The organism is Dietzia psychralcaliphila (assembly GCF_003096095.1).
GTDB lineage: Bacteria > Actinomycetota > Actinomycetes > Mycobacteriales > Mycobacteriaceae > Dietzia > Dietzia psychralcaliphila.
The window spans coordinates 2,447,631-2,470,691 of sequence record NZ_CP015453.1; the positions used below are offsets into that span (position 1 = coordinate 2,447,631).

General features: G+C 63.1%; 23 protein-coding genes and 1 pseudogene. 12 read left to right on the forward strand and 12 right to left on the reverse strand.

Annotated elements, in window-relative coordinates; genetic code table 11:
* Positions 1 to 71: 71 nt before the first annotated feature.
* Both A6048_RS11195 and A6048_RS11200 read right to left on the reverse strand, forming a co-directional pair.
* Positions 72 to 1,167, reverse strand: a pseudogene (locus A6048_RS11195) (sensor histidine kinase).
* Positions 1,168 to 1,217: 50 nt separating this feature from the next.
* Positions 1,218 to 1,916 carry a response regulator transcription factor gene (locus tag A6048_RS11200; RefSeq protein ID WP_107749039.1) on the reverse strand — a complete coding sequence of 233 codons (699 nt, stop codon included), beginning with the start codon at positions 1,914 to 1,916 and terminating at the stop codon, positions 1,218 to 1,220.
* 190 nt (positions 1,917 to 2,106) lie between these two features.
* Here A6048_RS11200 and A6048_RS18795 point away from each other — a divergent pair, with 190 nt between their 5' ends.
* The gene (locus tag A6048_RS18795; protein ID WP_259847540.1) at positions 2,107 to 2,241 is read left to right on the forward strand and encodes a hypothetical protein; all 135 of its coding nucleotides are present in this window, start codon (positions 2,107 to 2,109) and stop codon (positions 2,239 to 2,241) included.
* Here the strand turns inward: A6048_RS18795 and A6048_RS11205 are convergent.
* From A6048_RS11205 to resB, 6 genes are all read right to left on the reverse strand, one after another.
* Positions 2,181 to 2,495, reverse strand: coding sequence for a heavy-metal-associated domain-containing protein (locus A6048_RS11205; RefSeq protein ID WP_311200806.1), 315 nt, complete (start codon positions 2,493 to 2,495; stop codon positions 2,181 to 2,183). The two genes, A6048_RS18795 and A6048_RS11205, sit on opposite strands and share 61 nt — an antisense overlap.
* Before the next feature lie 215 nt (positions 2,496 to 2,710).
* On the reverse strand, positions 2,711 to 2,965 hold the full coding sequence (locus A6048_RS11210; protein WP_198426968.1) for a hypothetical protein: 255 nt from the start codon (positions 2,963 to 2,965) through the stop codon (positions 2,711 to 2,713).
* Positions 2,966 to 3,088: 123 nt separating this feature from the next.
* Positions 3,089 to 3,856, reverse strand: a complete 768-nt coding sequence (locus A6048_RS11215; protein ID WP_006898359.1) for an ATP-binding protein — start codon at positions 3,854 to 3,856, stop codon at positions 3,089 to 3,091.
* On the reverse strand, positions 3,856 to 5,457 hold the full coding sequence (istA, locus tag A6048_RS11220) for an IS21 family transposase (protein ID WP_108835171.1): 1,602 nt from the start codon (positions 5,455 to 5,457) through the stop codon (positions 3,856 to 3,858). Before istA ends, A6048_RS11215 begins: the two co-directional genes overlap by 1 nt.
* A 370-nt stretch (positions 5,458 to 5,827) precedes the next feature.
* Positions 5,828 to 6,832 carry a c-type cytochrome biogenesis protein CcsB gene (ccsB, locus tag A6048_RS11225; protein ID WP_107746586.1) on the reverse strand — a complete coding sequence of 335 codons (1,005 nt, stop codon included), beginning with the start codon at positions 6,830 to 6,832 and terminating at the stop codon, positions 5,828 to 5,830.
* Complete coding sequence (gene resB / locus A6048_RS11230) at positions 6,829 to 8,454, reverse strand: cytochrome c biogenesis protein ResB (RefSeq protein ID WP_412523667.1); 1,626 nt, start codon at positions 8,452 to 8,454, stop codon at positions 6,829 to 6,831. The genes ccsB and resB overlap by 4 nt, the downstream gene beginning before the upstream one ends.
* Positions 8,455 to 8,791: 337 nt before the next feature.
* Between resB and A6048_RS11235 the strand changes: the two genes are divergently transcribed.
* Both A6048_RS11235 and A6048_RS11240 read left to right on the forward strand, forming a co-directional pair.
* On the forward strand, positions 8,792 to 9,490 hold the full coding sequence (locus tag A6048_RS11235; protein ID WP_017836391.1) for a response regulator transcription factor: 699 nt from the start codon (positions 8,792 to 8,794) through the stop codon (positions 9,488 to 9,490).
* Positions 9,487 to 10,644 carry a sensor histidine kinase gene (locus tag A6048_RS11240; protein WP_107746584.1) on the forward strand — a complete coding sequence of 386 codons (1,158 nt, stop codon included), beginning with the start codon at positions 9,487 to 9,489 and terminating at the stop codon, positions 10,642 to 10,644. The genes A6048_RS11235 and A6048_RS11240 overlap by 4 nt, the downstream gene beginning before the upstream one ends.
* Before the next feature lies 1 nt (position 10,645).
* Here the strand turns inward: A6048_RS11240 and A6048_RS18500 are convergent, their stop codons facing one another.
* Positions 10,646 to 11,272 (reverse strand): M23 family metallopeptidase, encoded by a 627-nt coding sequence (locus A6048_RS18500; RefSeq protein ID WP_182611321.1) that lies wholly within the window; start codon positions 11,270 to 11,272, stop codon positions 10,646 to 10,648.
* Positions 11,273 to 11,857: 585 nt separating this feature from the next.
* Between A6048_RS18500 and A6048_RS11250 the strand changes: the two genes are divergently transcribed.
* The 3 genes from A6048_RS11250 (at position 11,858) to lnt (ending at position 14,506) form a co-directional block, all read left to right on the forward strand.
* Positions 11,858 to 12,352, forward strand: a complete 495-nt coding sequence (locus A6048_RS11250; protein WP_223210127.1) for a COX15/CtaA family protein — start codon at positions 11,858 to 11,860, stop codon at positions 12,350 to 12,352.
* The gene (locus tag A6048_RS11255) at positions 12,349 to 12,714 is read left to right on the forward strand and encodes a cytochrome b5 domain-containing protein (RefSeq protein ID WP_017836387.1); all 366 of its coding nucleotides are present in this window, start codon (positions 12,349 to 12,351) and stop codon (positions 12,712 to 12,714) included. Before A6048_RS11250 ends, A6048_RS11255 begins: the two co-directional genes overlap by 4 nt.
* Positions 12,715 to 13,027: 313 nt before the next feature.
* Positions 13,028 to 14,506, forward strand: coding sequence for an apolipoprotein N-acyltransferase (gene lnt, locus A6048_RS11260; RefSeq protein ID WP_235027363.1), 1,479 nt, complete (start codon positions 13,028 to 13,030; stop codon positions 14,504 to 14,506).
* Between the two features lie 158 nt (positions 14,507 to 14,664).
* Here lnt and A6048_RS11265 read toward each other — a convergent pair whose 3' ends face one another.
* From A6048_RS11265 to A6048_RS11275, 3 genes are all read right to left on the reverse strand, one after another.
* The gene (locus tag A6048_RS11265; RefSeq protein ID WP_227022437.1) at positions 14,665 to 15,633 is read right to left on the reverse strand and encodes an SURF1 family cytochrome oxidase biogenesis protein; all 969 of its coding nucleotides are present in this window, start codon (positions 15,631 to 15,633) and stop codon (positions 14,665 to 14,667) included.
* Between the two features lie 195 nt (positions 15,634 to 15,828).
* Positions 15,829 to 16,572, reverse strand: coding sequence for a M23 family metallopeptidase (locus A6048_RS11270; protein WP_081615259.1), 744 nt, complete (start codon positions 16,570 to 16,572; stop codon positions 15,829 to 15,831).
* Positions 16,573 to 16,842: 270 nt separating this feature from the next.
* Positions 16,843 to 17,778, reverse strand: a complete 936-nt coding sequence (locus A6048_RS11275; RefSeq protein ID WP_107746581.1) for a cation diffusion facilitator family transporter — start codon at positions 17,776 to 17,778, stop codon at positions 16,843 to 16,845.
* A 190-nt stretch (positions 17,779 to 17,968) separates the two neighbouring features.
* Between A6048_RS11275 and A6048_RS11280 the strand changes: the two genes are divergently transcribed.
* The 6 genes from A6048_RS11280 to A6048_RS11300 all read left to right on the forward strand — a co-directional run bounded on the left by A6048_RS11280 (position 17,969) and on the right by A6048_RS11300 (position 23,037).
* Entirely contained in the window at positions 17,969 to 18,622 is a 654-nt protein-coding gene (locus tag A6048_RS11280; protein WP_235027362.1) for a TlpA disulfide reductase family protein, read from the forward strand.
* Positions 18,619 to 19,473: a cytochrome c biogenesis CcdA family protein gene (locus A6048_RS11285; protein ID WP_107746580.1), complete on the forward strand. Its 855-nt coding sequence runs from the start codon at positions 18,619 to 18,621 to the stop codon at positions 19,471 to 19,473. The genes A6048_RS11280 and A6048_RS11285 overlap by 4 nt, the downstream gene beginning before the upstream one ends.
* A 74-nt stretch (positions 19,474 to 19,547) precedes the next feature.
* Positions 19,548 to 19,838 carry a hypothetical protein gene (locus A6048_RS18280; protein ID WP_146166336.1) on the forward strand — a complete coding sequence of 97 codons (291 nt, stop codon included), beginning with the start codon at positions 19,548 to 19,550 and terminating at the stop codon, positions 19,836 to 19,838.
* Complete coding sequence (locus A6048_RS11290) at positions 19,828 to 21,375, forward strand: multicopper oxidase family protein (protein ID WP_107746684.1); 1,548 nt, start codon at positions 19,828 to 19,830, stop codon at positions 21,373 to 21,375. The genes A6048_RS18280 and A6048_RS11290 overlap by 11 nt, the downstream gene beginning before the upstream one ends.
* A gap of 76 nt (positions 21,376 to 21,451) precedes the next feature.
* Positions 21,452 to 22,084, forward strand: a complete 633-nt coding sequence (locus tag A6048_RS11295; protein WP_107746683.1) for a DUF305 domain-containing protein — start codon at positions 21,452 to 21,454, stop codon at positions 22,082 to 22,084.
* Between the two features lie 110 nt (positions 22,085 to 22,194).
* Positions 22,195 to 23,037 (forward strand): F510_1955 family glycosylhydrolase, encoded by an 843-nt coding sequence (locus A6048_RS11300; RefSeq protein ID WP_235027361.1) that lies wholly within the window; start codon positions 22,195 to 22,197, stop codon positions 23,035 to 23,037.
* Positions 23,038 to 23,061 lie beyond the last annotated feature (24 nt).

Here is a 23,061-nt window from a genome sequence, read left to right on the forward strand (position 1 = left end):
AGCTGACGGTGCCGAGTTGTAGATTGCGCGGCCGCAGGAGCTTCCTACAATCACCTAGACCGGAGTCGTCGTTAGTCCGGTTTCGGAATTTCGATGGTGAAGCTCGCACCTTGGTCGGGCCCGTTGCTGTGTGCTCGAATGTGCCCGCCGTGGGCTTCGACGAGTGCGCGAGTGATTGTCAGGCCGATACCGCTGCCGCCGCGGTGGTGGCCGCGTGAGGTGTCGGCTCGGTAGAAGCGGTCGAAGAGGTGGTCGAGGTGGTGTGGGGCGATTCCTTCACCGGAGTCTGACACGGTGAGCTTGACGTGGCGGTGTCCCACCTCCGTGCTGACGGTGACGGTGCCGCCGGCGGGGGTGTGGCGAAGTGCGTTGTCCAGGAGGTTGCCCAGTACTTGTCCCATGCGGTCGGTGTCCACCGTCACCGGCGCGTCGTCGACGTGGGCGTGTAGGTGGACTCCCTTGCTCTCGTATCGTTCTCGGACGGCGTCGACTGCACTGGTGACCAGGACCCGCGTGGTGGTTGGACTGGGGCGAAGGCGGGTGAGGTGTTCTTCCGCGCGGGAGACGTCGACGATGTCCGAGGCGAGTCTCTCCAGCCGCCGAGTAGCCGACCACAGAATGGTTCGGACGTCGTCGTCGAAGGTGTGGATGCCGTCGTCGATGGCTTCGAGGTAGGAGTCGAGTGTGGCAAGGGGTGTGCGCATTTCGTGTCCGAGGTCGGCCAGCATTCTGCGTCTGGTGGTCTCGGTGGCGTCGAGTCGTCGGGCGAGTTCGTTGACACTGTCGGCGAGATCGTCGAACTCGCGGCCCAGGCCTGGGCTAACGACCCGCGTGTCGTAGCGTCCACTGGCGATCTCGGCAGTCGAGGAGGTCACGGCGGTGACGGAGTGTTGAACTCTCCGGGTGAGATACCAACTCACCAGCAGCGCCAGTAACACTGCGATGGTCACCGCCAACCCCCACGCCACGATGATGGACGCCGGGGAGTGCTTCCTCGACGTGGGCTGCCTCCGCCGAATTATGATCGATGCCGGCCTGGCCCAGGTGATCGTGGAAGATTCCCGGAGCTAGAGCTGAGGCGACAAACCACGCGCTGACCGCGCAGCCAACAACGACCACGCTCAATGCGGTGAGCAGCCTGGTGCCAAAGCTCGACCGGGCGAACAATCGGCGCGGCCATGATCTCGGCACGAAGGTGCGACTGGAGGCGCGAGAGTTCACTGTCCGATACCCATCCGGTAGCCGACACCCCGGACGGTACGAACGTAGCGCCCTCGAGAAGCCTCGTCGCCGAGCTTTCGGCGCAGATGCCCGATGTGCACATCGACAAGGTGATCATCGCCGACCCAGTTCGGCCCCCAGACCGCGGTAATCAGCTGGGGTCGACTGAAGACGACACCCGGGTCTCTTGCCAGCGTCGCGAGGATGTCGAACTCGGTGCGCGTGAGGGCAACCGGCGTTCCGGCGACGGTGACCTCACGGCCCTGGACATCGATCGCCAGGTCGCCGAACTCACGAAGCGACTCCCCCGCGGGCACCTCGGCGGGAGCGCCAGCCGCCGGGCCCGTACGCGGGCGACGCATCATCGCCTGAATTCGGGCCGTCAACTCCCGCGGGCTAAACGGTTTGGTCATGTAGTCGTCTGAACCGACAGACAGACCGATCAGCGTATCGACCTCCTCGGTGCGCGCCGTGAGCATGACGATGTAGGCGTCGGAATGCGTGCGAACCTGCCGACAGACCTCCACCCCGTCCAGCCCGGGCAGGCCAAGGTCAAGGACGATGACGTCTGGGTCGATTTGCCGGGCCAGTGTCACCGCCTGAAGACCATCGCCGCAGATCGTCACCTCGAAGCCCTCGCGTTCGAGGTAGGTGGCCACGACATCGGCCAAAGACTGCTCGTCCTCGACAACCATCGCCCGCAAGCCCGTGGCCGGACGTGGCGTCGGTGCGGCGACTTCTGTCGTTCCGAGCGCGCGGGCAGAAGAGTTCATGTCCCCCATCATCCTCGGCGCCACCATATGGGCCACACGCGCGCGGGCCACATGCCGACCCGGACATCTCTCAATGACTTGCGGCTGGAAGTCGAGCGCCGGGTGAGCGAGGGTGCCCACCCGGCCAATGCTGTGTTCGCTCGAGAACGTGGTTCATCGCGTCATCGGGCCGAAATGGGCCAACCGTCAGCTGCAGCAGCAGCCACCCGTTCCACTCGCCATGGGCAAGGAGACGCCGACCGTCTGATCTGCGGAGACTATCGCGTATCCGGCGTCGGCCACGGCTTGGGATACGGCCTGGGTAGTCGCGGTTCCGGTCGTTGTCATACTTCCTGCCTGCAAGTTGACTTCGACGCCGATCACGCCGGGCAATGCACCAACAGCGGCTTTCACGGACGAAACGCAATGCCCGCAGGTCATCCCCTGAACTTGGTATGTGGTGGCCGTCATCGTCTTAATCCTTTCGCCGAACGCCGTGGGGCGATCCCACACCAGAATCATATACCCCCGGGGGGTACATGATTCGAGTCGTCAGGTTTCTTCACGAGATCTTGACCTTGGCACCGAGGGAGCGAGGTGGGCCCCCCAGGACACGTTGCCCGAGGCTGGTCGATCGGGCTCGGAGAACCGCGGTTTTCGGACTGGCCCCTGAAAGCACCCTTTACAGGTGTCGTACCCGTTCAGTTGCCACCGATCGTGAGTCGCCCAGTGTGTGCTCACGCGCACCACGAACTCTCGGGCACCGGGTTGGTGAAGGAGTTGTCGTCCAGGTCGGTCGCGGTAAAGAGCAGGGCCTTGAAGGTGCTGCGGTCGGTGGCCACGGTGATCTCCGACAGCACACCGAACCGGGCTTCTGACCCCTTCCACGCCCCCAGGATGGCGGTGATCATGATGATCATCCACGCCAGGATCGCCCAGGTGGCCGGGCGGAGACGGCGGCCGGTCAGTTCGGATTCATTGCGGGAGCTCACAGTTTCGTTCTGCCGGTCTCTGGCAGATAGGGCTTGTCGGTACTGCGGGTCCGTCGAGTTGGTACTGCTGTTCCGGCGACCCGGAACCGGCCCGTGTGTGAGGCGGGCCGGCACCGTTGGGTCCTATTCCCAGTAGCCGGTGGTCGCCCGGGCTTGGTCGTCGCGTTGGCGGCGCATGTCGACTTCGCCGAGGTTGATCTCGCGGGCGTTGTTGGCCAGGCGGTTGACGATGGAGTCGGCGGCGACCCGGTCGGGTAGCGCTTCGAGCCAGTACGCCGGTCGGGATTGGGAGGCGATCATCGTCGGCAGGCGATGCTCCCGGTTGGCCAGCACGGCGAACAAGTCGTTGGCGGCTTCAGGATCGATGCCCACGGTGAGGAAGTCGTCGATGATCAGCAGCTCCACGTCCGACAGGTCATTGAGCATCTTCTGGTGGCGGATGCCGTCGCCGCGGGCGATGACCAGTCGCCGGGCGAGTTCGTCCATGCGGGCGTAGGTGACGGTGTGGCCGTTCTGGCAGGCGGCGATCCCGATCGCGCAGGCCAGGTAGGTTTTCCCGCCGCCGGTCGGTGAGAGGACCAGCAGGTTGGTGGGATCTTGGCGCCAGTGGTGCCCTGCGTAGCGTTTCATCCGCACCGGGGTGATCCCGCGTCCTTCCTGGTAGTTGATCTCGGCGATCGAGGCCTGCGGGATGGGGAACTTGGCGGCGCGGATCAGCTTGTCGATCCGGTGGGCCTGGCGCTGGTCCAGGGCGTCGTCGACGGCGGTGAGGAAGATCTGCTCCGGGGTGAGCTCGTCATTGGCCTCATCGCTGATGAGCTCCTCGAACCGGGTCGCCACATGGGTGATGCGCAGGTTGCGGAACTTCTGGTGATCGATCTCGGTGAACATCACACGCCCTCCCCGCTGCGCCCGCGCGCATAGTGATCGGCCGAGCGCACCTGCACCGCGCCGTCGTCTCGGGCTCCGGCCGGTGGCGGCGGTTTTCGTGTGGCCGCCGCTGGCACCACGGGCCGGGGCGCCTTGCCATCGGAGTCGATGGTGGCCATGACGCGTTTGAGCACGCTGTAGCTACCGGCACTGTTCTGGTTGAGCAGCACCTGGCAGGCCGCCTCGAGGCGCTGGCGACTCCTCTTCCCCAAAGTCTCGAGGATGTTCTGGCAGTCCAGATAGCCCTGCGCCTCGATCACATGACGATCCAGGATCTGGGCGATCACCTGCTCGGTCGCTGGGCCGAACCCGCGGGCGCGGTCGGTGAACCACTGCCGCGACCACAGCCCGTCGATACCCTGATGGGCCTTCGGGGCGTGGGCGAGCACGGTCGAGTACTGGCCTTTGCGGCCGTGGCGCCGTGGGTGCTCGCAGACGACCTGGTCACCGTCGAAGAGCGTCACCGACTGCGCGGTCAACCGGACTCGCAGCAGCTGACCGGCGAAGGTGTACGGCACCGAGTAGTACTGCGAATCGCAGGAGACGTGATAGTTCCGGCCGACCTTGAGTTGCTTCCATTCCACCGTGGCGAACCCGTCGTCGGGCAGGGCCGCCAGCAGTGGCGCTTCGTCGAATTCGAACCTCTCCCACCGGGTCGTGCCGTCAGCCCGGCGGATGGCGGTGTTGATCTCGGCGACGCGGTCGGCGATCGCGGTGTTCAGGGCCTCGACGGTGGTCCACACCTCCTCGGCGAGGTAGCCGATGACGCGTTTGTTGACCACCTCCACCGCCGATTCCACTGCTGCCTTGTCGCGGGGTTTGCGGACCCGGGCCGGCACGATCGCGGTGCCGTAATGGTCGGCCAACTGCTGATAGCGGACGTTGACCGCCCTGGCCGCCTCGCCCTGCTTCTGCCGATGAGTCGCGGTGGTCGGATTGTCGGGCACCACCATCTGCGGCGTCCCACCGAAGAACGCGAACGCCGCCACGTGGGCATCGATCCACGACGGCGACTTCATGTCCGTGAAGCCGCGGCAGAACACCGCACCCGAGTACGGCAGCACCGCCACGAACAAGTACAGCTTGGTGACTTCCCCGGTGACGGCGTCGAGGACCTCGAGGGTGTCGCCGGCCCAGTCGACCAGCATCGTCCGACCGGGTTCGTGATGCAGCGTGGCCACCACGTCCTTGATGCGGGCGTGCTCGGCGAACAGGGCGCAGTACTGCGAGTACCCGTACTTCTTCCCGGCCCCGGCGGGGTCCGCGAGATATTTGCCCCAGGCCTGCTGGATGGTGAAGTGCCGGTTGAACTTCATCGACGCCAGCACCCGATCAAAATCGGGCTTGGCGTAGTCCTCCGAGACGCGTTTGCGCCCATCGGGGAACATCCCGGCGATCTCGGCCGGGTTCATCGACGACGCTTGGCCGGCGGTGATGCCGTACGCGGTGATCGTCTTCTTCACCGCCGCGATCTCCCGTCGCGAGCACCCGACGGCGGCGACGATCTCGCTGTAGCTATGCCCGGCCAGCGCCAACGTCATGATGGCCTTGTACTCGGCCACATCAGCCTCCTCAAATAGGAAGAAGCGGCGCAGTCGCGCCGCCTCACCCCGAGCAGACCACCCCGCCCGCCCCAAGGAGTACCGAGTCACCGGAATCGCAGTACCGGATCACCGGACTAGGCGTACCCACTGGCCCTATCTGCCAGTCTCTTCGTAGTCGGACTCAGGGAGCCACCGGCTTCCCCGAGGTGCCGCGAACGGTTCCCATCAAGCCCAGTGTGGTTACCCGGCTCGCCTCGCACGGTGCCAAAAAGCGTCTCCTGCCCGAGTCGGACCGGGGCGATAGCCGGCCCCGTTTCTTTCATTTCGCGGAGTTGGATGCTGCGCTTTCCAAAGCAGATATCGAAACTGCGAAGTGCCCCTCAGCCATTCAGTTCAGGCCAGCATAGGAGTGCAGACCGGAGACCACGATGTTGATAAAGAACAGATTGAAGATGAGCACCGCGAACCCGGCGAGGTTGATCCAAGCGGCCTTCTTGGGGCCCCAGCCACTGGTGGCACGGGCGTGCAGATAGCCGGCGTAAAGGACCCAAGAGACGAAGGAGGCAGTCTCTTTGGGGTCCCAGCCCCAGAAGCGACCCCACGCGCCCTCGGCCCAGACAGCGCCCAGCAGGATGCCCACGCTGTAGATCGGGAATGCGATCACAGCGGTGCGATAGGCCAGTCGGTCGAGAGTGTCGGCATGCGGTAGTGGGCGGGAAAGCCCAGAGCTCCAGCCCGTTTCCTGACCCTGCGGTTGCCACACCCGGATCAGGTACATGATCGAGGCGACGCCGGATATCAACAGGATGGCCGATCCCAGCGAGATGATCGAGACGTGGATGGGCAGCCAGTACGACTGCAGTGCCGGCACGACGGGAGCGGCTTCGGAATACAGGTTGGTGCCGCCGAAAAACAGCAGGATAAGAACCGGTACCAGTACGAATGGCCAGGCCACCTGTAGGGCCGGCTTGCGCAGGAAAATCAGCCCGGCGCCCACGCCCAGCAGCGTGGTGGCCAGAATGAACTCGTACATGTTGCCCCACGGGAAGCGACCTGTGGCCACCCCGCGCAGGATCAGCGCAGCCGCTTGGAAGAGGAAGGCGATGATGATGAATAGCTGTGCGATCCGTGCCCAGCGGACACTGCCTGCGGACTCACGGTCCTCGTCTCCGGTGTCGGTGAGAGAGGTTGATTCTGTAAGCCCGGGCCCACCGGCACCCACTAGGTTCCGGCTTGATTTAGTCACCTTGGCTACCCGGAATCCGGCGTAGTAGATCAACGATGCGACAAGCGCCAGCACGTATAGACCGAACGCGGACCTATACGCCAGGTCGCTGTAGCTGGAGAGCGTCTCGTTGACAGGCAGTCCCTGCGCGAGAATCACAGTGTTCACCGGATGTTGTCCTTCCACGAAGCGTCGGGGTCGGCGCCTCGACTAGATGCAGTGTCGCTAGGTTCGGGCAAGACGGGTGTAGCAGTAGCAATGGTGGCCAGCCGGTCCCGGAGGTCGTCGAATTCCCGGCCCCAGCCCGATCTGTCCGTCTTAGCGAGGCCACCCAGGTCGACGCGGGTCGCCTGGGCCCCGTCGACAATGACCCGTGCCCAGATCCTTCGGCGACGGACCATCAACGACAGGACGAGTCCACCCACCATGACGGCAGCGAACACGCCAACCCAGATCTGAGTAGGGTCCTCCGAGACCTGGATGTTGATGAACTCGTCGGCTCCATCGAAGCGAACCTCGGTGCCATCGGGCAGAGTCGTGGATTCGCCGGGCATGAGGTTGACGCGGGCCCTACGCTCCAACGCGCCCGACTCCATAAGGTCGGGGTCCAGCGAGAAGATCGACTGTGCGCCGCCATTGTCCAGGCCGGCGTTGCCCTGGTAGACGTCGATCGCCACCGCCGGGTCGTCCATCCGCGGGAAACGGGAGCTGAGTATGTTGCCGTCGAACGAGGCGGTCGGGGCGAACAGCCCCTGGATGGCGATCTGCTGCTCAAGGCGGTCGCCGATGTCCGGGTACATGCCGGCTGGCGGATCAAAGCGCATGATGCCGGAGGAGAGAAAAGTCAACAGGTCCGTCGGTTGCCACTGCACTGTGTCTGTACGGGTCTCGCCGTTGGGGAACGTGACCGTGAACGTGGGCGCGAAGCCGTGACCTTGGAGGTAAACACGAGTACCGCCGATGCGCAGCGGGTGGTTGACCTGCAACGTGTAGGGCTCCCATGTGTCTGGATCGGTGGTAGTGACCTCCTCACTGAAGCGAATGTTGGAGGTGAACATCTCCGCCTGGCCATTGGGTAGATAGTCGGTACGGAAGTCTTCGACCTTGATACAGAACGGCGCCAAGTCAGTGCCGTCTACCAGCAGACCTGCCCGGAACGAGTCGTACGCACTAGGCGTGGTGTTGCAGAAGGCCGGCGCTTCCTCGTTGGCGATGATCACCCGCATGCCCTCCGCGTACACGAACTTGCCGGCCGCGAACGCGATCAGCAGGAACAGCAAGCCGAAGTGGAATACGATGTTGCCCACCTCGCGCGCATATCCGCGCTCCGCGGACAGCTCGATGCTGCCCGACACGCGACCGTCCCCGTTGTTGCGACGGACCCGCCAGCCCTTGAGGCTCTTTTGGACCTGGTCCGCAGCCTGCTCCGGCGTGGCCGTGGTCCGGTACGCCGCATGATGCGGCAGGCGTGCAAGGTTACGCGGGGCGAGCGGCGGCGGGGCCTTGAGTTGTTTGACCAGATCAATCGACCGCGGTGTCAGGCAGCCCACCAGGGATATAAACAGCAACACGTACACGGCTGTGAACCACCAGCTGGAGAACACGTCGAACAGCTGGAGCTTGTCAAAGAACTCCCCCAGCCAGCCGTTGTCCGCGATGTACTGATTGACGTTTCCCTGGTTGAGGCTGCGCTGCGGCAGGAGTGCCCCCGGTATCGCCGCCACCGCCAGCAGAAATAGCAGAATCAATGCCGTGCGCATCGCGGTGAGAGTGCGCCATGAGTTGCGCATGAACGCGGTGACCGGAGCTATCCTAGGCACTGATTTGAGTCCCCTCTGCCGTTCCCGGTGCGACGAGCCGGATCGAGGGGCAGCTCCGGTGGGGCGTCGCCGGCTTCATAGCATCATCAGCACCGCTCTAGCACGCATAGTCACATCTGGAGATTGTCCTTCGCCGACCCCATTGATCCGGTCGGGGTTTGATGAAGGTCTGATCAAGATCGAGCACGCGGTAGGCGCCAGTGGCAGACCTACGACGATGATTGGCCTTATGTCCACATCCGATTCTCGAGACGCCGGACCTGAAGGTGAGTCACCGACCACTCGCGCGACCGCAGGGTTGCGGGCGATGGTCGTCGAAGACGAGCGTGAGCTCGCCGACCTCATCGGTACCTATCTGACTCGTGACGGCTTCGACCTCACGGTCGTTCATGACGGGCAGGACGCAGTCGACCTGATCCGGCAAGTCGATCCCGACGTCGTCGTGCTAGACCTCGGTCTTCCGCGGCTGGACGGCGTCGAAGTGTGCCGCCAGTTGCGCACCTTCTCCGATGCGTATGTCGTCATGCTCACCGCCCGCACCGAGGAGGTCGACACCCTCATCGGACTGTCCGTGGGAGCCGACGACTACATGACCAAACCGTTCAGCCCACGAGAGCTCATGGCCCGCATCCAGGTCATGCTGCGCCGTCCTCGATCGTCTACGGCCTTACGCTCCCCGTCTGCGGCCTCCGATCACAGAGAGCTGCGAAGGATTGGGGCACTGGCAATCGACGTCGAAGGCCGCGAGGTCACCGTCGACACCACCCCGATCCAGTTGACCAGGACCGAGTTCGACCTCTTGGCGGCACTGACGCGAGACCCCGGCTTGGTGCTGTCCCGGACGCAGTTGATCAATGCGATCTGGGGGCCCGACTGGGTCGGCGACACGCACCTTGTTGATGTCCACATCGCGCACCTCAGACGCAAGCTCGGAGACACTGCGTCCCGGGGCGCATACATCCGCACCGTCCGCGGTGTCGGCTACCGCACCGGAGATGGTCAGTGAGCCGGATCGATCTGGGTGACAACGTGACGCGCCTCAAGCGGTGGTTCACCACTGCCACCTTCGGTACCCGGCTACTGGCGGCGCTCGCTTTTGTGATGATCGGTTTCGCAGTCAGTGCCTGGGTCGTCGCCGCAATACTTGCCCCCGGAATCTTCCACGAGCATCTGGAGATGGCCGGACTGTCACAGAACTCCTCCGAAGCAGCCCATATGGAGGAGGCATTCAACTCGTCAATGATGCTGTCTTGGTCGATCGCACTGGCGGTATCGGTGATCTTGTCGCTGGCTGTCAGCGGCTACATCGCCCGCCGCGTTCAACGATCGATCACCCCGGTCACCCGATCAGTCCAGCAGATCTCCGGTGGAGAATACAACTCACGAGTACACGAGCCGAGAATAGGTCGTGAATTCGACGATCTTGTCGCCAGCTTCAACGAACTGGCACGACGACTAGATGCCACCGAAACCACACGCCGACGGATGCTCTCAGATCTCGCACACGAGTTGCGGACTCCCCTGGCCACGCTCGAATCCCACCTTGAGGCAATCGAAGACGGCGTCCGTGCACTCGACGACGACACGCTGCGCATTCTGCGAACCGCGACTGGTCGGCTAGGCCGGCTCGCTCACGACGTCAGCGCGGTGTCCCGAGCCGAAGAACACCTCACGCGTCTCATCCCCATCGGTACCGACACTCGCAGCATCATCGCGGCCGCGATCGACGCCCTGCGCCCCGAGTACTCGCACAAAAATGTGCTGCTCCAAGCACGTATTGATCAGGCAATACCGATCACTGTCGACAGTGATCGAATCAACCAGGTCCTGACCAACCTTTTGCACAACGCGCTCCGCCACACCGACTCAGGTGGGATGGTCACCGTCACCAGTCGCCTACACAACGGGAACGTGGAGATCACTATCGCCGACACTGGAGAAGGCATCGCAGCGCAGCACCTCGACCACATTTTTGACCGCTTCTACCGCGTCGACACCGCACGCGACCGGGCACACGGAGGAAGCGGCATCGGACTCACCATTACTCGCGCACTGGTCGAAGCCCACGAAGGCCATATCCGCGTTCACAGCGACGGGCTCGGCCGCGGCGCCCGATTCACGATCTCCTTACCGCAGACCCCGGCTCACTCCAAGGGCTGACTCAGTTGGTCGCGATACCGTTTTCCCGGAGCCACTCGATGGGGTCGGCGCGCTCCCGTCCCTCGTTCAACCACACCTCGAAGTGCAAGTGCGACCCGGTGGAAAAGCCACGACTTCCCATGAGGGCAATCGTCTGTCCAGCCTGTACACGCTGGCCGGTGGACACGAGAACCTCTTCCATGTGTCCATAAACGGTCATCGTGCCCTCATCCGACAGCAGTCGGACCCAATTGCCGAACCCTTGCGCCGGGCCGGCATCGATGACGGTCCCGTCAGTCGCCGCCACGATCGGGGTTCCGATCACGTTTGCGATATCGATGCCGCCGTGGAGCGAGCCCCAGCGTTGGCCGAACTCAGACGTGAGGGTCCCGACTGTCGGCATCGCTGCTGTTGGACGGCGCGCGGTCTCCTCGGCAACTTGCCGGCGAGCGTCGATTTCGGTGCCTGCCGCCAATGACGACACCATGGCGGCAGCGCTCTCCAGCGGGATGTCGCCTTGCACCGCAACGGGCCCAGGCAGTTCAGCCGGGGGAAGGGCTATGTCTCCAGACTGGCCAGCAGGACTGATCGACTCCTCGTGCGCGATGAGGTGAATGTGCTCACCACCAGCCTCTGTGTGCTGGTCCACTAGAAAACTTATCGAGGACACGATGGCCCCGGCGGCGACCGTGACGACGACGACCTGATCGCGTAACTCGGGCCGGGCGGAGGGTTGGCGATGCGTACCGCCACCTCGAGGGCGACCAGAACTCGCCCAGATGTCGACAGTTAAAGGGTGTGCCTTGCGGCGTGCACGTCTTCGCTCCACTGCCGCCGTGTCTCCCCTGCCGCTATACCGTGATGGTTTCGTGATGTGACTTCTGCTCGAACTTAGACGAGCAGAGTCCCCGTCGCAAGAAGTGGGGGCCTGCACGCCCGTGTCGAAGAACGACCGGGAGCGGCTCCCTCAAGCGTGCATCGTGCCTAGAGTCTCCCTCTGACCACAGCCTCTGGCAGCGTTCATCAAGCTGCCTGTTGCGAGTGTCAGGGACTACGTGGGCGACATGGGAAGGCCTTCGGAAGCTGGACGTCCTGACAGGCTTCACCCAGGTTCACCCCAACTGGCCGCGCACCAATTCAGCACCGCGTCAGCGACCGTCACGTCCGGGATCTTGATCAGACCTTCATCAAACCCCGACCGAATCAAGAGGTCAGCACAGCACAATCTCCAGATGTGACAGTGCGTGCGGCATTGGGGGACAAGTGGGGCGGGTCGCCGGCCGCCTCCCACCACGAAGAAGTGGACGAGCAGCTCGAGAAAGGGAAAGTGTCGCGATCACAAGATTTACAGATTTCCGGACGATTGTTGTTGCTCGCACGAGCGGTGGCGTTAGTGACAGTCAGCGCCCTCGGACTCCTCTTCACTTCGGCAGGGGTGCTGGTCCAGGACGGCACCAGTCTGGACGTCCACAGCTCGGCCGCCATCGCCCTTCATGTCCTCACCGGCGTGCTGGCTCTGGTTCTAGGGTGGCGCGCGTGGGCTACACGGCGAGGTCGCTGGGCTGCAGTCGTCGCCCTCGTCCTGTTCGGGGCCACGTTCGCCCAAGCGAGCTTAGGGGGCAGTTCGACCTTGGCATTTCACATCGGCGTAGCACTGGTGCTCACGGTCCTGTGTACGTGGCTGGCCGCCTGGACTTTCGGTAGATCACTATACGAGGAGATCGAATGAGACTGCGCAGGACACTCACCGCCTCCGGCTCCACCGCCGCCCTGCTCCTAGCTGTGGGCTGCGCCGGGAACGACACGGGCGCGCCAGAGCAGGCAGAGCAGCTCCAGACGGGCGAGAGAGCCGAGAAACAGGTCACGATGGCCGAGGTCCAGCAGAACGATTCGACCGACTCGTGTTGGACCGTGATCGAGAACATCGTCTACGACCTCACCGCGTGGGTCGACCAACACCCGGGCGGGCCGGACCGGATCGAGCAGCTGTGCGGCACAGACGGGACAGAGAGTTTCACCGACCAGCACAGTGGAGCGTCCCAGCCACAATCGCGGCTCGCCGAGTTCCAGATCGGCCAGCTCGCCGGGTGACCCGGCAGATATGCTTCCGATCCGCTCTGTGCGTCCCGGTCGGAGGCATGTGCCGGGCCCCGCTCCGGGGCCGCGCGCGTGGACTCAGCGAGGCCGTGAACGGGTTCGATTCGCTCCCCCCGCGACCTCTGCGGAAGACGAGAGCGCACCTCGCGAGCGTGACATGACAACACGACAGAAGAACCGTGGGCCGCAATCGGTGGTACTGCCAGCAGTCGGCCTCAGGATGGGCGGGGTTACCCGAAATCAACCGCGGTCAACGCCTTCTCGGCGGTGGCTAAATAGTCACCCCGTCGGCCGTGCGCTTGGTCGAATGGTGTCGTCATTGGGCGCAGGAATACTGCTGTACACCAGTTTCCCGCCTCTATCCTTGTGGTTTCTCGCCCCGGCCGGTCTTGCCATTTTGGTTCTGGCGGTCCGAGGGATCGGCGTGCGCGGCGCGTTCGGATTGGGATACCTGGCTGGTCTCGGGTTCTTCGTACCTTTACTGCCCTGGGTGGGGGTTTATGTCGGCGCTGTCCCCTGGCTAGCATTAGCGGCGCTACAGGCCGTGGCAGTCGCTGTCTTCGCTGGGGCCACCGCACTGGTGGCGCGGCTGCCCGGGGCTGCACTGTGGATCGCGTGCTGCTGGGTGGCCACCGAAGCGGTTCGAGCGCGCCTGCCCTTCGGTGGGTTTCCCTGGGGCCGGCTGGCGTTCGGTCAGACTGATGGACCATTGCTGGCGATCGCTCAGATCGCTGGGGCGCCAGGGGTGAGCCTGTCCGTTGCACTGGTGGGCAGCGCGACGGCTGCAGTGGTCGTCGGACTTGCTCGGCGCTCCGCCTGGCGCTCGGTGTTGCTACTCGGGGCGGTGCTTGTGACCGCCTCTGCACTCGGCTCGATACCCGTCTCTACCGCACCAATCACCACCCCCTCTAAAACGGTTGCCCTAGTCCAGGGCAACGTGCCCCGACTCGGTCTGGATTTCAACGCGCAACGGCGCGCTGTACTGGACAATCATGTGGCTCGTACCGACGCTCTCGCCGCCGAGGTCGCAGCGGGGGTGAAGCCCGCACCGGATCTGGTGATCTGGCCGGAGAACGCATCAGACATCGACCCGTTTCGCAATGCCGACGCTGCAGAACAGATCGATGCGGCCACAGAGGCAATCGGCGCTCCGATCCTTGTGGGGGCGGTGGTGTCCACTGGCTCCGGTACCACCCGAAATACAGCGCTGGTGTGGGAGCAAGGAACAGGACCTGGCGATGCGCACGACAAAAGACGACTGGTTCCATTTGGTGAATATCTGCCAATGCGATCGATCGTGAGCAAGCTTTCGCCTTATGCCGCGCAGGCGGGCAACTTCGTGCCCGGTAACGGCGATGGTGTGGTGACCATCGATGAGACACCGCTCGCTGTGGCCACCTGTTATGAGGTCGCGTTCGATGATCTGGTGGCCGAGTCGGTTCGGTCGGGGGCGCAGTTGATCGCGGTACCAACGAACAATGCAACCTTCGGCGATACCGACATGACCTATCAGCAGCTGGCGATGTCGCGGCTGCGCGCTGTCGAACACAACCGCACGGTGGTGGTAGCGGCCACCAGCGGTGTCAGCGCGATTATCGCGGCGAATGGCGATGTGCTCGAGCAGACCGAAATGTTCACTGCCGATGCCCTCGTCGCACAGGTCCCGCTCAATACCGAGTTCACACTTGCCACCCGATTACGTTCAATTCCTGAACTCATCATCACGGTCACCGCAGTATTCGCGATGCTGGTGGGGTGGATTGCTAGCCGCCGTCGGCGGGGCTGAGATCCCCGGCCATGAGTGCGCGCCGATATCGGGAGCGGACCCGTCGTCGGCCGGGCCGGCTGCAGGCGCTCAACGTGAGCATGTCGGGCAGGGCGCCGAGGGCGAGAAATTGATGAGCTCCCGCGAGGTAAGGGCGAGAGCCAGCTCGAGGATTGGACTCAGTAATCGAGCCTATTTCTCGGACGTAGACGCCGTCGGCGTTCAGCCTCAAATCTGGTGCCGTAGCGATCACGAACGGTCATCGTTACGAGGCGGTCATGGGCCACTGCCTCCGTGGCCGCATCCACCTCAGCAATATGACCGGATACGACATCAGGATCGATATCCCTGTCACCAGGTCCCACAGCACCGTCGCCTAGGCTGCCTTGCTCGTCGTTGCCCTGGCTACGTTGGCGGCGCCGCTCCCGGATTTCACTCCACAGAAAGTAGCCAAGCCCAATTGGCGCTAGAACTCCGAATGCAAGCCATTGAAGCCCATAGGACAGGTACGAACCCGCCTCGACTTCCGGTATCGGAGTTGGCTCGAGTGATCCTGGTTGGCCTCCGGGGAGCTGGAGATGATAGCCAGCAAGATCGAGATCCAGAACCCGACCGATCGTCGAGGTTTCAATGGAGCGCACCATGTGACGATCGTGCAGAACTATCGGTTCGGCCGGGGTGTCGGTGGGCATTCTGAGCCTGGCGGTGATGGTCACTGGATCGGCTACCGCGGCCGGGTAGGTCGGCACCGTGTTGTTCTCGCCAACGCGAACCCATCCACGATTAATAAGCAGATCATCGCCGCCCTCGGTCCGAAATGCGGTGAGAACTTGGTAAACCTGTTCCCCGTCGACAGCTTGCTGCCGCAAGAGCACTTCGTCTTCGGGCAGATAGCGACCGGTTACTGTGACCCGATGCCACTCGGATTCGTCCAACGGCGCGTCCCGCGCCGTCAATTCCGTCAACGGCACTGGATCGGCTTCGACGCTGTGAAGAAGTTGGGAATTGCGCGTCTTCAAATCCTCGTTCTTGCCTAACTGCCATGGCGCCAACAGTGTGAAGCACGTATAGACGAACAGTGCGACGGCGATGAAGGAAATCAACCACCCCGGCGTCATCACGCGAAAGACCCTCTGCACGCCGTTCACGGTAGGCGTGGTGGTAGGACGGTCGGCATCGGGGCCCTCCTGTCGGCACCAGCTCCGGCGATCATTAATCGTGCCCGCCTCCCGCCACTGTCGGCAGGGATGGTTCCGATCCGGCGAGATCAGCGTGTTGCGTGCCGAATTGTGGCATCCGGGCCTGGATCGGAAGTGTCGAGCAGCAGGTCGTTGTCTACGTCCTCAGATGACGACGCCGTTCGCGGCCAACCATGACACCGAGTCGATCCACTGGCCGGCGGGATTCTGTACGCCGAAGTGCACATGCGGACCAGTCGAGTAGCCACGGTTACCGACTTCACCGATCACCTGGCCGGCGGTGACCTGCTGGCCTTCGGTGACGTAGTTGGCATTGTTGTGGCCATACTCCAAGAGATAGCCGTCATCGGTCTTGATGCGAATCCATAACCCATAACCGGAAGCGGGGCCGGAGGCCACGACCGTGCCGGACTTGGCTGCATACAAGGGTGTGCCGATCGGCGCAGCGATGTCGGTGCCATTGTGGTTAGCGCCCCACCGCGAGCCGAAGCCAGAGGTGATCGTTCCATCAGTCGGCCTGTGAGCTTGGCTGGCGACCGAAAACGCCGAAGACGACGACTGAGCAGTATCGAATCCGAGCGCCTGGCTCAGCCCGGGGGCCTGACTTGCATACTGGCGGACCGCGTCAGCTCCGATGCCATAGCGGGCGGCAGCCTCTTCGACCATCTGTCCGACGTGCTCGGGATCAGACGATTGGGCAGCGGCCACAGGGGCGACACTAAGCGCCGCGCCACCGGCGATTGCGGCGCCAGCCAGCGTGGTGGCGGCGATCCGGCCCACTCCCCTGGATCGGTTGGCGCGATGACGCCCACCAGCAGAGATGCGGTGGCCCACACCAAGCGAGTCCATGAGATCGGCGAACGGAACGCTCTTGGAGGAGCTCGACATGATTGATTCCTTCAACTTAAGCGATGGTCGCAGCTTCATACCGACGACCACTGGAGACTCCCGAAACGGTAACAGTTGCATATCGTCCGGTCACGGAGAGTTTCCTGAGAATCCAGAAATCAGCAGTTCATACGCCATTTGTTAGTCATCTACGGCATCGCCCGACCGTTACCCCGACGTGATTTTTGGTTCGGATGCGGTCCGGTCGGGGCCACCCCGCAATCGTCCCGGGTGACTAGACCGCGATCAACGCAAGCAGGATCAAGGTCCTTACTCCTGCCCCCTCCTCGTACCCGCCGCACGTGTGATGTCGATCGCTGATGCCGCAGTCTCGTCGGGACAGTCGGTCTCCACCTGCACAGTAGAAAAGAAGAAGCGGTACCGAGCTTGAAGCAGGTTGGAGGCGGATTGGAGAACGATCTGCGGATCGGCGCTTGCGGAGGTGCGCAGGTGGCCGGAGAACACGAAACGTCCACTGGTTAGTGCCCAAGCATGGGCATGATGGACGTCTTCCACCCCATCTATCGCTGCCAGGTCTTCAGTCACGTCAGACAGGTAGACCTCGTCGGGTGTGCCCTCCATGAGCAGATGGGTGGCGTCGCGCAGGATGCTCCAGCTTGCCCATACAAGCACGAAGCCGAACGCCAAACCGAGCAGCGGATCGATCAGCAAGAACCCGGTGAACTTGATCACTAGTGCGGTGACGATGATGAGCAGGCTGCCGACGAAGGTCTGGATGATGTGCCACAACGCGCCACGAACGTTCATGTCGCTGCGGCTTTGTTTCCAGATCAGGCTCAGGGCGACGATTTCGGTAAGCAAGCCTCCCGCGGCTGCCCACAGCATGGGCGTCGTGGGCAGGTCAACCGGATCATTCATGCGCATGGCAGCCATCACGATCACCACCATCGCCATGATTAGCAGGAAACCGCCATTGACCAGCGCGCCTACGATCTCGGCGCGGTACCAGCCAAAGCTGCGATTTTCGTCTGCGGGGCGGCGGGCGAGTCGAGCAGCGAAGATGGCGACTAGGACACCACCGACCGCCGAGAAGGTGTGAAAAGCGTCCGAGATCACCGCAACCGAGCCGGTCCACAGCCCGATCGCCAACTCGATGACGAAGTAGATTCCCGTCAGCCAGGCCGAGATAGCCATGCCCCACCCACGAGCCTGCACCTGCCCGTGTCCACCATGCCCATGTGCCATGGGGGTCTCCTTTTTGCACTCGGAATCCGGTTCTCGTGTCAGCTGCACACTGTGCATCGGTCTCGCGGCGCCCACAGCTTCTCTCGGGAATCTTGATCAGACCTTCATCGAACCCCGACCGAACCAATGGGGTAGGGGCGGCACAATCGTCCGGTGTGACTGTGCAGGCAAGAGTGGTGCTGATGCTGTGATGACGACGGATGTGTTCGGCAAGGGTGCGCAGCCCGGTAGCTGGGGCAGACGGGCAAGATGCCAACTGGCCGCAGTGGTGGTGAGTTCGCTTGTACTTACTGGCTGCGCTAGCGGCACTGATGCCGTCGCTTCAGGTGAGACGTTCGATTTTGTCAGCCCGGGCGGCCAGATTGAGATCTTCTATGATCCGCCGGCGGACCGCCAGAAGATCGCTCCGATGTCTGGCCCGGAAGTAGTAGATCCGGAGGCCACTGTGGCGGTCGCAGACTTTCCTGGCGAGGTGGTGCTGATCAACCTGTGGGGTCAGTGGTGTGCGCCCTGCCGGACGGAAACCGACGACCTGCAGCGACTGCAGGACAAGTACCAGGCGCAAGGCTTCACCAATCTCGGCGTCAACTTGCGGGACCCGAATCGGCAAAAGCCTGTCGACTTCATCGAGGACAACGGGGTCACCTATCCCTCAATTTGGGACCCGTCGCAGGCCGCGGTGGCGGCGCTACATGGTTTCCCCACCTCGGTGGTGCCAGCGACACTGATTCTCGACAAACAGCACCGAGTCGCTGCGGTGTATCTAGCAGAGGTCACCGACACCCAGTTGGAGCCGGTCATCGAGAGACTGCTGGCCGAGCCTGCTGAAAGCGACGCTGCATGAACACGGTGCTGATTGCGCAATCTATTGGCCAGACGTTCCAACAAACTGCTGCCTCCGGACCTCTGCTGCTCGCGTTGGGAGCATGTGTCCTCGCTGGACTCGTCTCGTTCGCCTCGCCGTGCGTAGTCCCGCTCGTGCCCGGGTATCTGGCATATATGGCCAGCATCGTGGGTGCAGAGCGCCCGGCGGTGACTGTGCAGGCCGCCGAGCAACGCCGCGCCGAAGCCAGCTCGCTCACTCTTGAACAGCAGCGTCAGCGGGTGTCATCGCGACGACGAGTCGTCCTCGCCGCGGTGCTATTCGTTGCTGGATTCACGGTGGTCTTCGTACTGCTGTCGGCGATGGTGCTGGGCACCGTGCAATACCTCGCCCCCCGGCAAGAATTGCTGCAACGGCTCGGCGGTGTGGTGACCATCTTGATGGGACTGGTGTTCATCGGGGCCATACCCGCCCTCCAGAGGGACACTCGAATGCAGCCGAAAGCACTTTCCACCTGGGCGGGCGCGCCGCTACTTGGCGCCGTCTTCGCCCTGGGATGGACGCCGTGTCTCGGACCGACTCTGGCAGCGGCGTTGTCAGTTGCCGCCGGAACCGGACTCGACGCCGCACGCGGAGTACTGCTCATCGTGGCGTACTGCCTGGGGCTCGGACTGCCTTTCATTGTGGTGGCCTTCGGTTCGACGAGAGCCATCCGCACAGTGGGCTGGCTGCAACGACACACGCGAACGATTCAGATCGTCGGCGGCATCATGCTCATCGTCGTCGGAATCTTGCTGCTCAGCGGCATTTGGACGCAGTTCGTGTACTGGCTCCGCGACTTCGCCGTCTCCGACACCACTCTGCCGATCTGACAGTGCTCCGATGGCCTCTCCCAACTCGAGTCGAGCTTGTCAGAGAAGAACCTTGATCAGATCTTGACGAAACGATGACCCAGATCTCGCAGTTCACACCGCAGAATCGAGTTTCTAAGACAGGCGAGGAGTTGAGTATGATGGGGTGGCTTTACGGTGTGAACTGGATCGACATCGTTCTGTTGATCGCGTTCGTACTCGGTTTCTGGGCGATGGTTCTGGCCTTGGCGACCAGTCTTTTTGGAGGGCATCGGCACCTGCGCGGGCCGCACTCTCCTGCTAATGGGGTCGTCTCTTCCGGTATCTCATTCGCATCTCCCGCAGGGACCGCGACTTCGCGAAGCGTCGATCATGATGAACGCTGACGCCACGGGGCGGGCAGGTGCGCTAAGCCGTGCGCCGCGCGTGCTGGTCTCCCGCCGGTCCTTCTTGGCCGGATCGCTTCTCGCCGGCGCCGGCGCTCTGACTGCATGTTCTGGTTCCGGATCAGCCACGGGCAGTCCCGTGGGAGCCTCGTCAGATCTCGTGAGGCGGCTTGAACAGGAGCGACGCTCCCCCGGCCAAACGGTGGTATCCGCGCAGTTGTCCCCCCGTCCGGTCGATGTTGATCTGGGTGGCCGCGTTGTCTCAACGTGGGGATATGACCAACAATTGCCAGGCCCACTGGTGCGGGCCCAAGCTGGAGATCGGCTGCAGATCACCGTGGACAACCAGCTGCCACAGGAGACCAGCGTGCACTGGCACGGGATCGCCATGAGCAACGACATGGACGGGGTTCCCGGGTTGACACAGGACCCGATCGCACCAGGCACCACGTTCACCTACGACTTCACCGCCCCAGACCCAGGCACGTACTTTTACCACTCACATTCGGGTCTGCAACTCGATCGGGGCCTGTACGGAGTGGTGATCATCGATGATCCGGACGAGCCCGGCGACTACGACCATGAATGGCTCGTGGTCCTTGACGACTGGCTCGATGGGACCGGTCGGACTCCCGACGATGTCGCCCGTGATCTGGGCATCGGTGCCGACACCGCAGATGCCGGGATGCAGGGGATGGACCACGACATGATGGACATGCATGGGGGTGAGGGGTCGATGATCTCCCCCATCCTCGGCAGCGCCGGGGATGTCACCTACCCGCACTTTCTGATCAATGGGCGACTCCCTGTCGACCCCTACGTCTGGAGAGCGTCGCGGGGCCAACGCGTGCGCATCCGGTTCGTTAATGCCGGCGCCGACACCGCGTTCCGGGTAGCGCTTGGCGGGCACCGGATGACCGTCACTCACACCGACGGCTTTCCCGTGCTTCCCGAGGACACCGATTCCCTTCTGATCGGCATGGGTGAACGGTTCGATGTTGTGGTCACGCTCGGCGACGGCGTGTTCCCGTTGTTCGCTCAGCCCGAAGGCAAGGATGGTCACGCGCAGGCCCTCGTACGTACAGCAGCGGGCGATCTCCCGACAAATTCCCGACCAGTCGAAGTGGACCGGCGTCCGCTATTGGGTACCGACTTATCCCCCAGCGAGGCAGTACGTCTGTCTAGCCAAAGTCATGATCGGTACCACAGCGTCGACCTGGGCGGGACGATGTCGCCGTACCGGTGGACCCTCAACAGCCAAGTCCACCCGGATTCGGCGCCGCTGGAGGTCAACAGTGGGGAGCGGGTGCGAATGCGGATGCGGAACATGTCCGACATGTTCCACCCGATGCACCTGCACGGACATACGTTCGCGCTCGCGGACAGCGGGCTTCGCAAAGATACCGTCACGATTCGGCCGATGCGCACTATTGAGATCGAGTTCGACACCGATAATCCTGGCCAGTGGGCGTTGCACTGCCACAACGCCTATCACCAAGAGGCCGGGATGATGACCACTCTGTCCTACCTCGCCTGACCGGCAAGGTGATCCACCCGCGGGCCCGAAAGTCCGCAGAAGAAAGGGAACCCAGATGAATCGAAAGAAGCTTGTGATGACCGCCGCTGCCGCCGCGGTCCTGCTGGGGCTGTCCGCCTGCACCAGCGACGAGACCGACACGGCCAGCGAGACCACGACCGCCGTCGAGACCACTGCGACCAGCGGGAGTTCGACCACCGAGCAGGCAGAGGAGTCAGCTCAGCATTCCGAGGCTGACGTGATGTTCGCCCAGATGATGATCCCCCACCATGAGCAAGCCATCGAGATGAGCGACATCATCTTGTCCAAGGATGATGTCCCCGCCGACGTCACCTCGCTGGCCGAGGAGATCAAGGCCGCCCAGGGGCCCGAGATCGCGCAGCTGACCGACTGGCTCGAGCAGTGGGGAGAGCCGACGCAGCCCGAAGGCATGGACATGGACATGGACATGGGCGGTGACCATGACATGGCGCAGATGGAGGGCATGCTCTCCGATGAGGAATTGCAGCTGTTGTCCGACGCTCCCGGCCCTGAGGCTGCCGAGTTGTTCCTCAACCAGATGATCGCCCACCACGAAGGCGCCGTGGCCATGGCCGAAGACCAGGTCGAGAACGGCACGTACCCGCCGGCTGTCGACCTGGCGCAAACCATCATCGACACCCAGCAGCAGGAAATCGACACCATGCAGCAGATGCTCGACTCCATGTAAAAAAACGAAGGCTCGCATTCCCGGCGGGGTCGATGGCAGTCCGACCCCGCCGGAGACCGTCTGGACATGAGCACATTTTCTTGTCCCTGCCAGAAACGAGATACGCACTCATGCTTTCGCACCGAAAGCGGGCCTGGACCCCAATAGCCATCCTTGCATCGGCTCTCATCGCGACCGCGTGTTCGAGCCCGCAGCAGACGCCAGCACCCGAATCCGGGGACGCCTCATCGACGGTCGGCACCGCATTAACACCCGCGCTTGACCATGTGCACGGACTCCACCTCGATGCTGAGGGAAGGGTGCTGGCCGGCACGCATACGGGGCTTTTCGTCCTCAACCCCGATGGCGCGACCACCCGCGTCGGCGACGCCGACGACGACTTCATGGGGCTCACAGGCGCGCCCGGGACGGATAACCTCTACGCTTCGGGCCATCCTGGCCCGTCAAGCTCCGCCCCCAATCCTCTCGGACTCATCGAGAGTGTCGACGGCGGCCAGTCGTGGGCGACGAAATCCCTCTCCGGCGAAGTCGACTTTCACGCCCTGACCACTGACGGAAACACCCTTGTCGGATTCGACACCGCCAACGGAATTCGAACGTCCACCGACTCGGGCGTCAGTTGGACCGACGGCATCGAGATGGCCGCGAGAGCATTGGCGATTACCGACGAGGGCATCTGGGCCACAACCGCAGGAGGCCTACAACTCAGCACCGACATCGGGCGCACATTCGCATCAGTACCAGCTGCTCCCGAACTCCTGCTGATATCTGCAGCCGAAGACGGCACCCTCTGGGGGATCGATACCGACGGCACCGCCTGGCGCAAGAACGTCAACGACGATGAGTGGCAGCAGGGACCAGTTGTCGGTGATGTCGAAGCCATCATCGCCGCGGACCAGGACACTGCCTACGCTGCTGATGGACGGTCATTTCATACATTAACGATTCCCTGAAACGTCGTCGGCGGCGCAAACCAA

Coding starts and splice junctions, on each gene's coding strand:
- A6048_RS11200 (WP_107749039.1), bottom strand. CDS start 1,916: ATGGTTGTCGAGGACGAGCAGTCTTTGGCCGATGTCGTGGCCACCTAC.
- A6048_RS11205 (WP_311200806.1), bottom strand. CDS start 2,495: ATGATTCTGGTGTGGGATCGCCCCACGGCGTTCGGCGAAAGGATTAAG.
- A6048_RS11215 (WP_006898359.1), bottom strand. CDS start 3,856: ATGTTCACCGAGATCGATCACCAGAAGTTCCGCAACCTGCGCATCACC.
- resB (WP_412523667.1), bottom strand. CDS start 8,454: ATGCGCAACTCATGGCGCACTCTCACCGCGATGCGCACGGCATTGATT.
- A6048_RS11235 (WP_017836391.1), top strand. CDS start 8,792: ATGGTCGTCGAAGACGAGCGTGAGCTCGCCGACCTCATCGGTACCTAT.
- A6048_RS11255 (WP_017836387.1), top strand. CDS start 12,349: ATGAGACTGCGCAGGACACTCACCGCCTCCGGCTCCACCGCCGCCCTG.
- lnt (WP_235027363.1), top strand. CDS start 13,028: ATGGTGTCGTCATTGGGCGCAGGAATACTGCTGTACACCAGTTTCCCG.
- A6048_RS11270 (WP_081615259.1), bottom strand. CDS start 16,572: ATGTCGAGCTCCTCCAAGAGCGTTCCGTTCGCCGATCTCATGGACTCG.
- A6048_RS11275 (WP_107746581.1), bottom strand. CDS start 17,778: ATGGCACATGGGCATGGTGGACACGGGCAGGTGCAGGCTCGTGGGTGG.
- A6048_RS11280 (WP_235027362.1), top strand. CDS start 17,969: ATGACGACGGATGTGTTCGGCAAGGGTGCGCAGCCCGGTAGCTGGGGC.
- A6048_RS11285 (WP_107746580.1), top strand. CDS start 18,619: ATGAACACGGTGCTGATTGCGCAATCTATTGGCCAGACGTTCCAACAA.
- A6048_RS18280 (WP_146166336.1), top strand. CDS start 19,548: ATGACCCAGATCTCGCAGTTCACACCGCAGAATCGAGTTTCTAAGACA.
- A6048_RS11290 (WP_107746684.1), top strand. CDS start 19,828: ATGAACGCTGACGCCACGGGGCGGGCAGGTGCGCTAAGCCGTGCGCCG.
- A6048_RS11295 (WP_107746683.1), top strand. CDS start 21,452: ATGACCGCCGCTGCCGCCGCGGTCCTGCTGGGGCTGTCCGCCTGCACC.
- A6048_RS11300 (WP_235027361.1), top strand. CDS start 22,195: ATGCTTTCGCACCGAAAGCGGGCCTGGACCCCAATAGCCATCCTTGCA.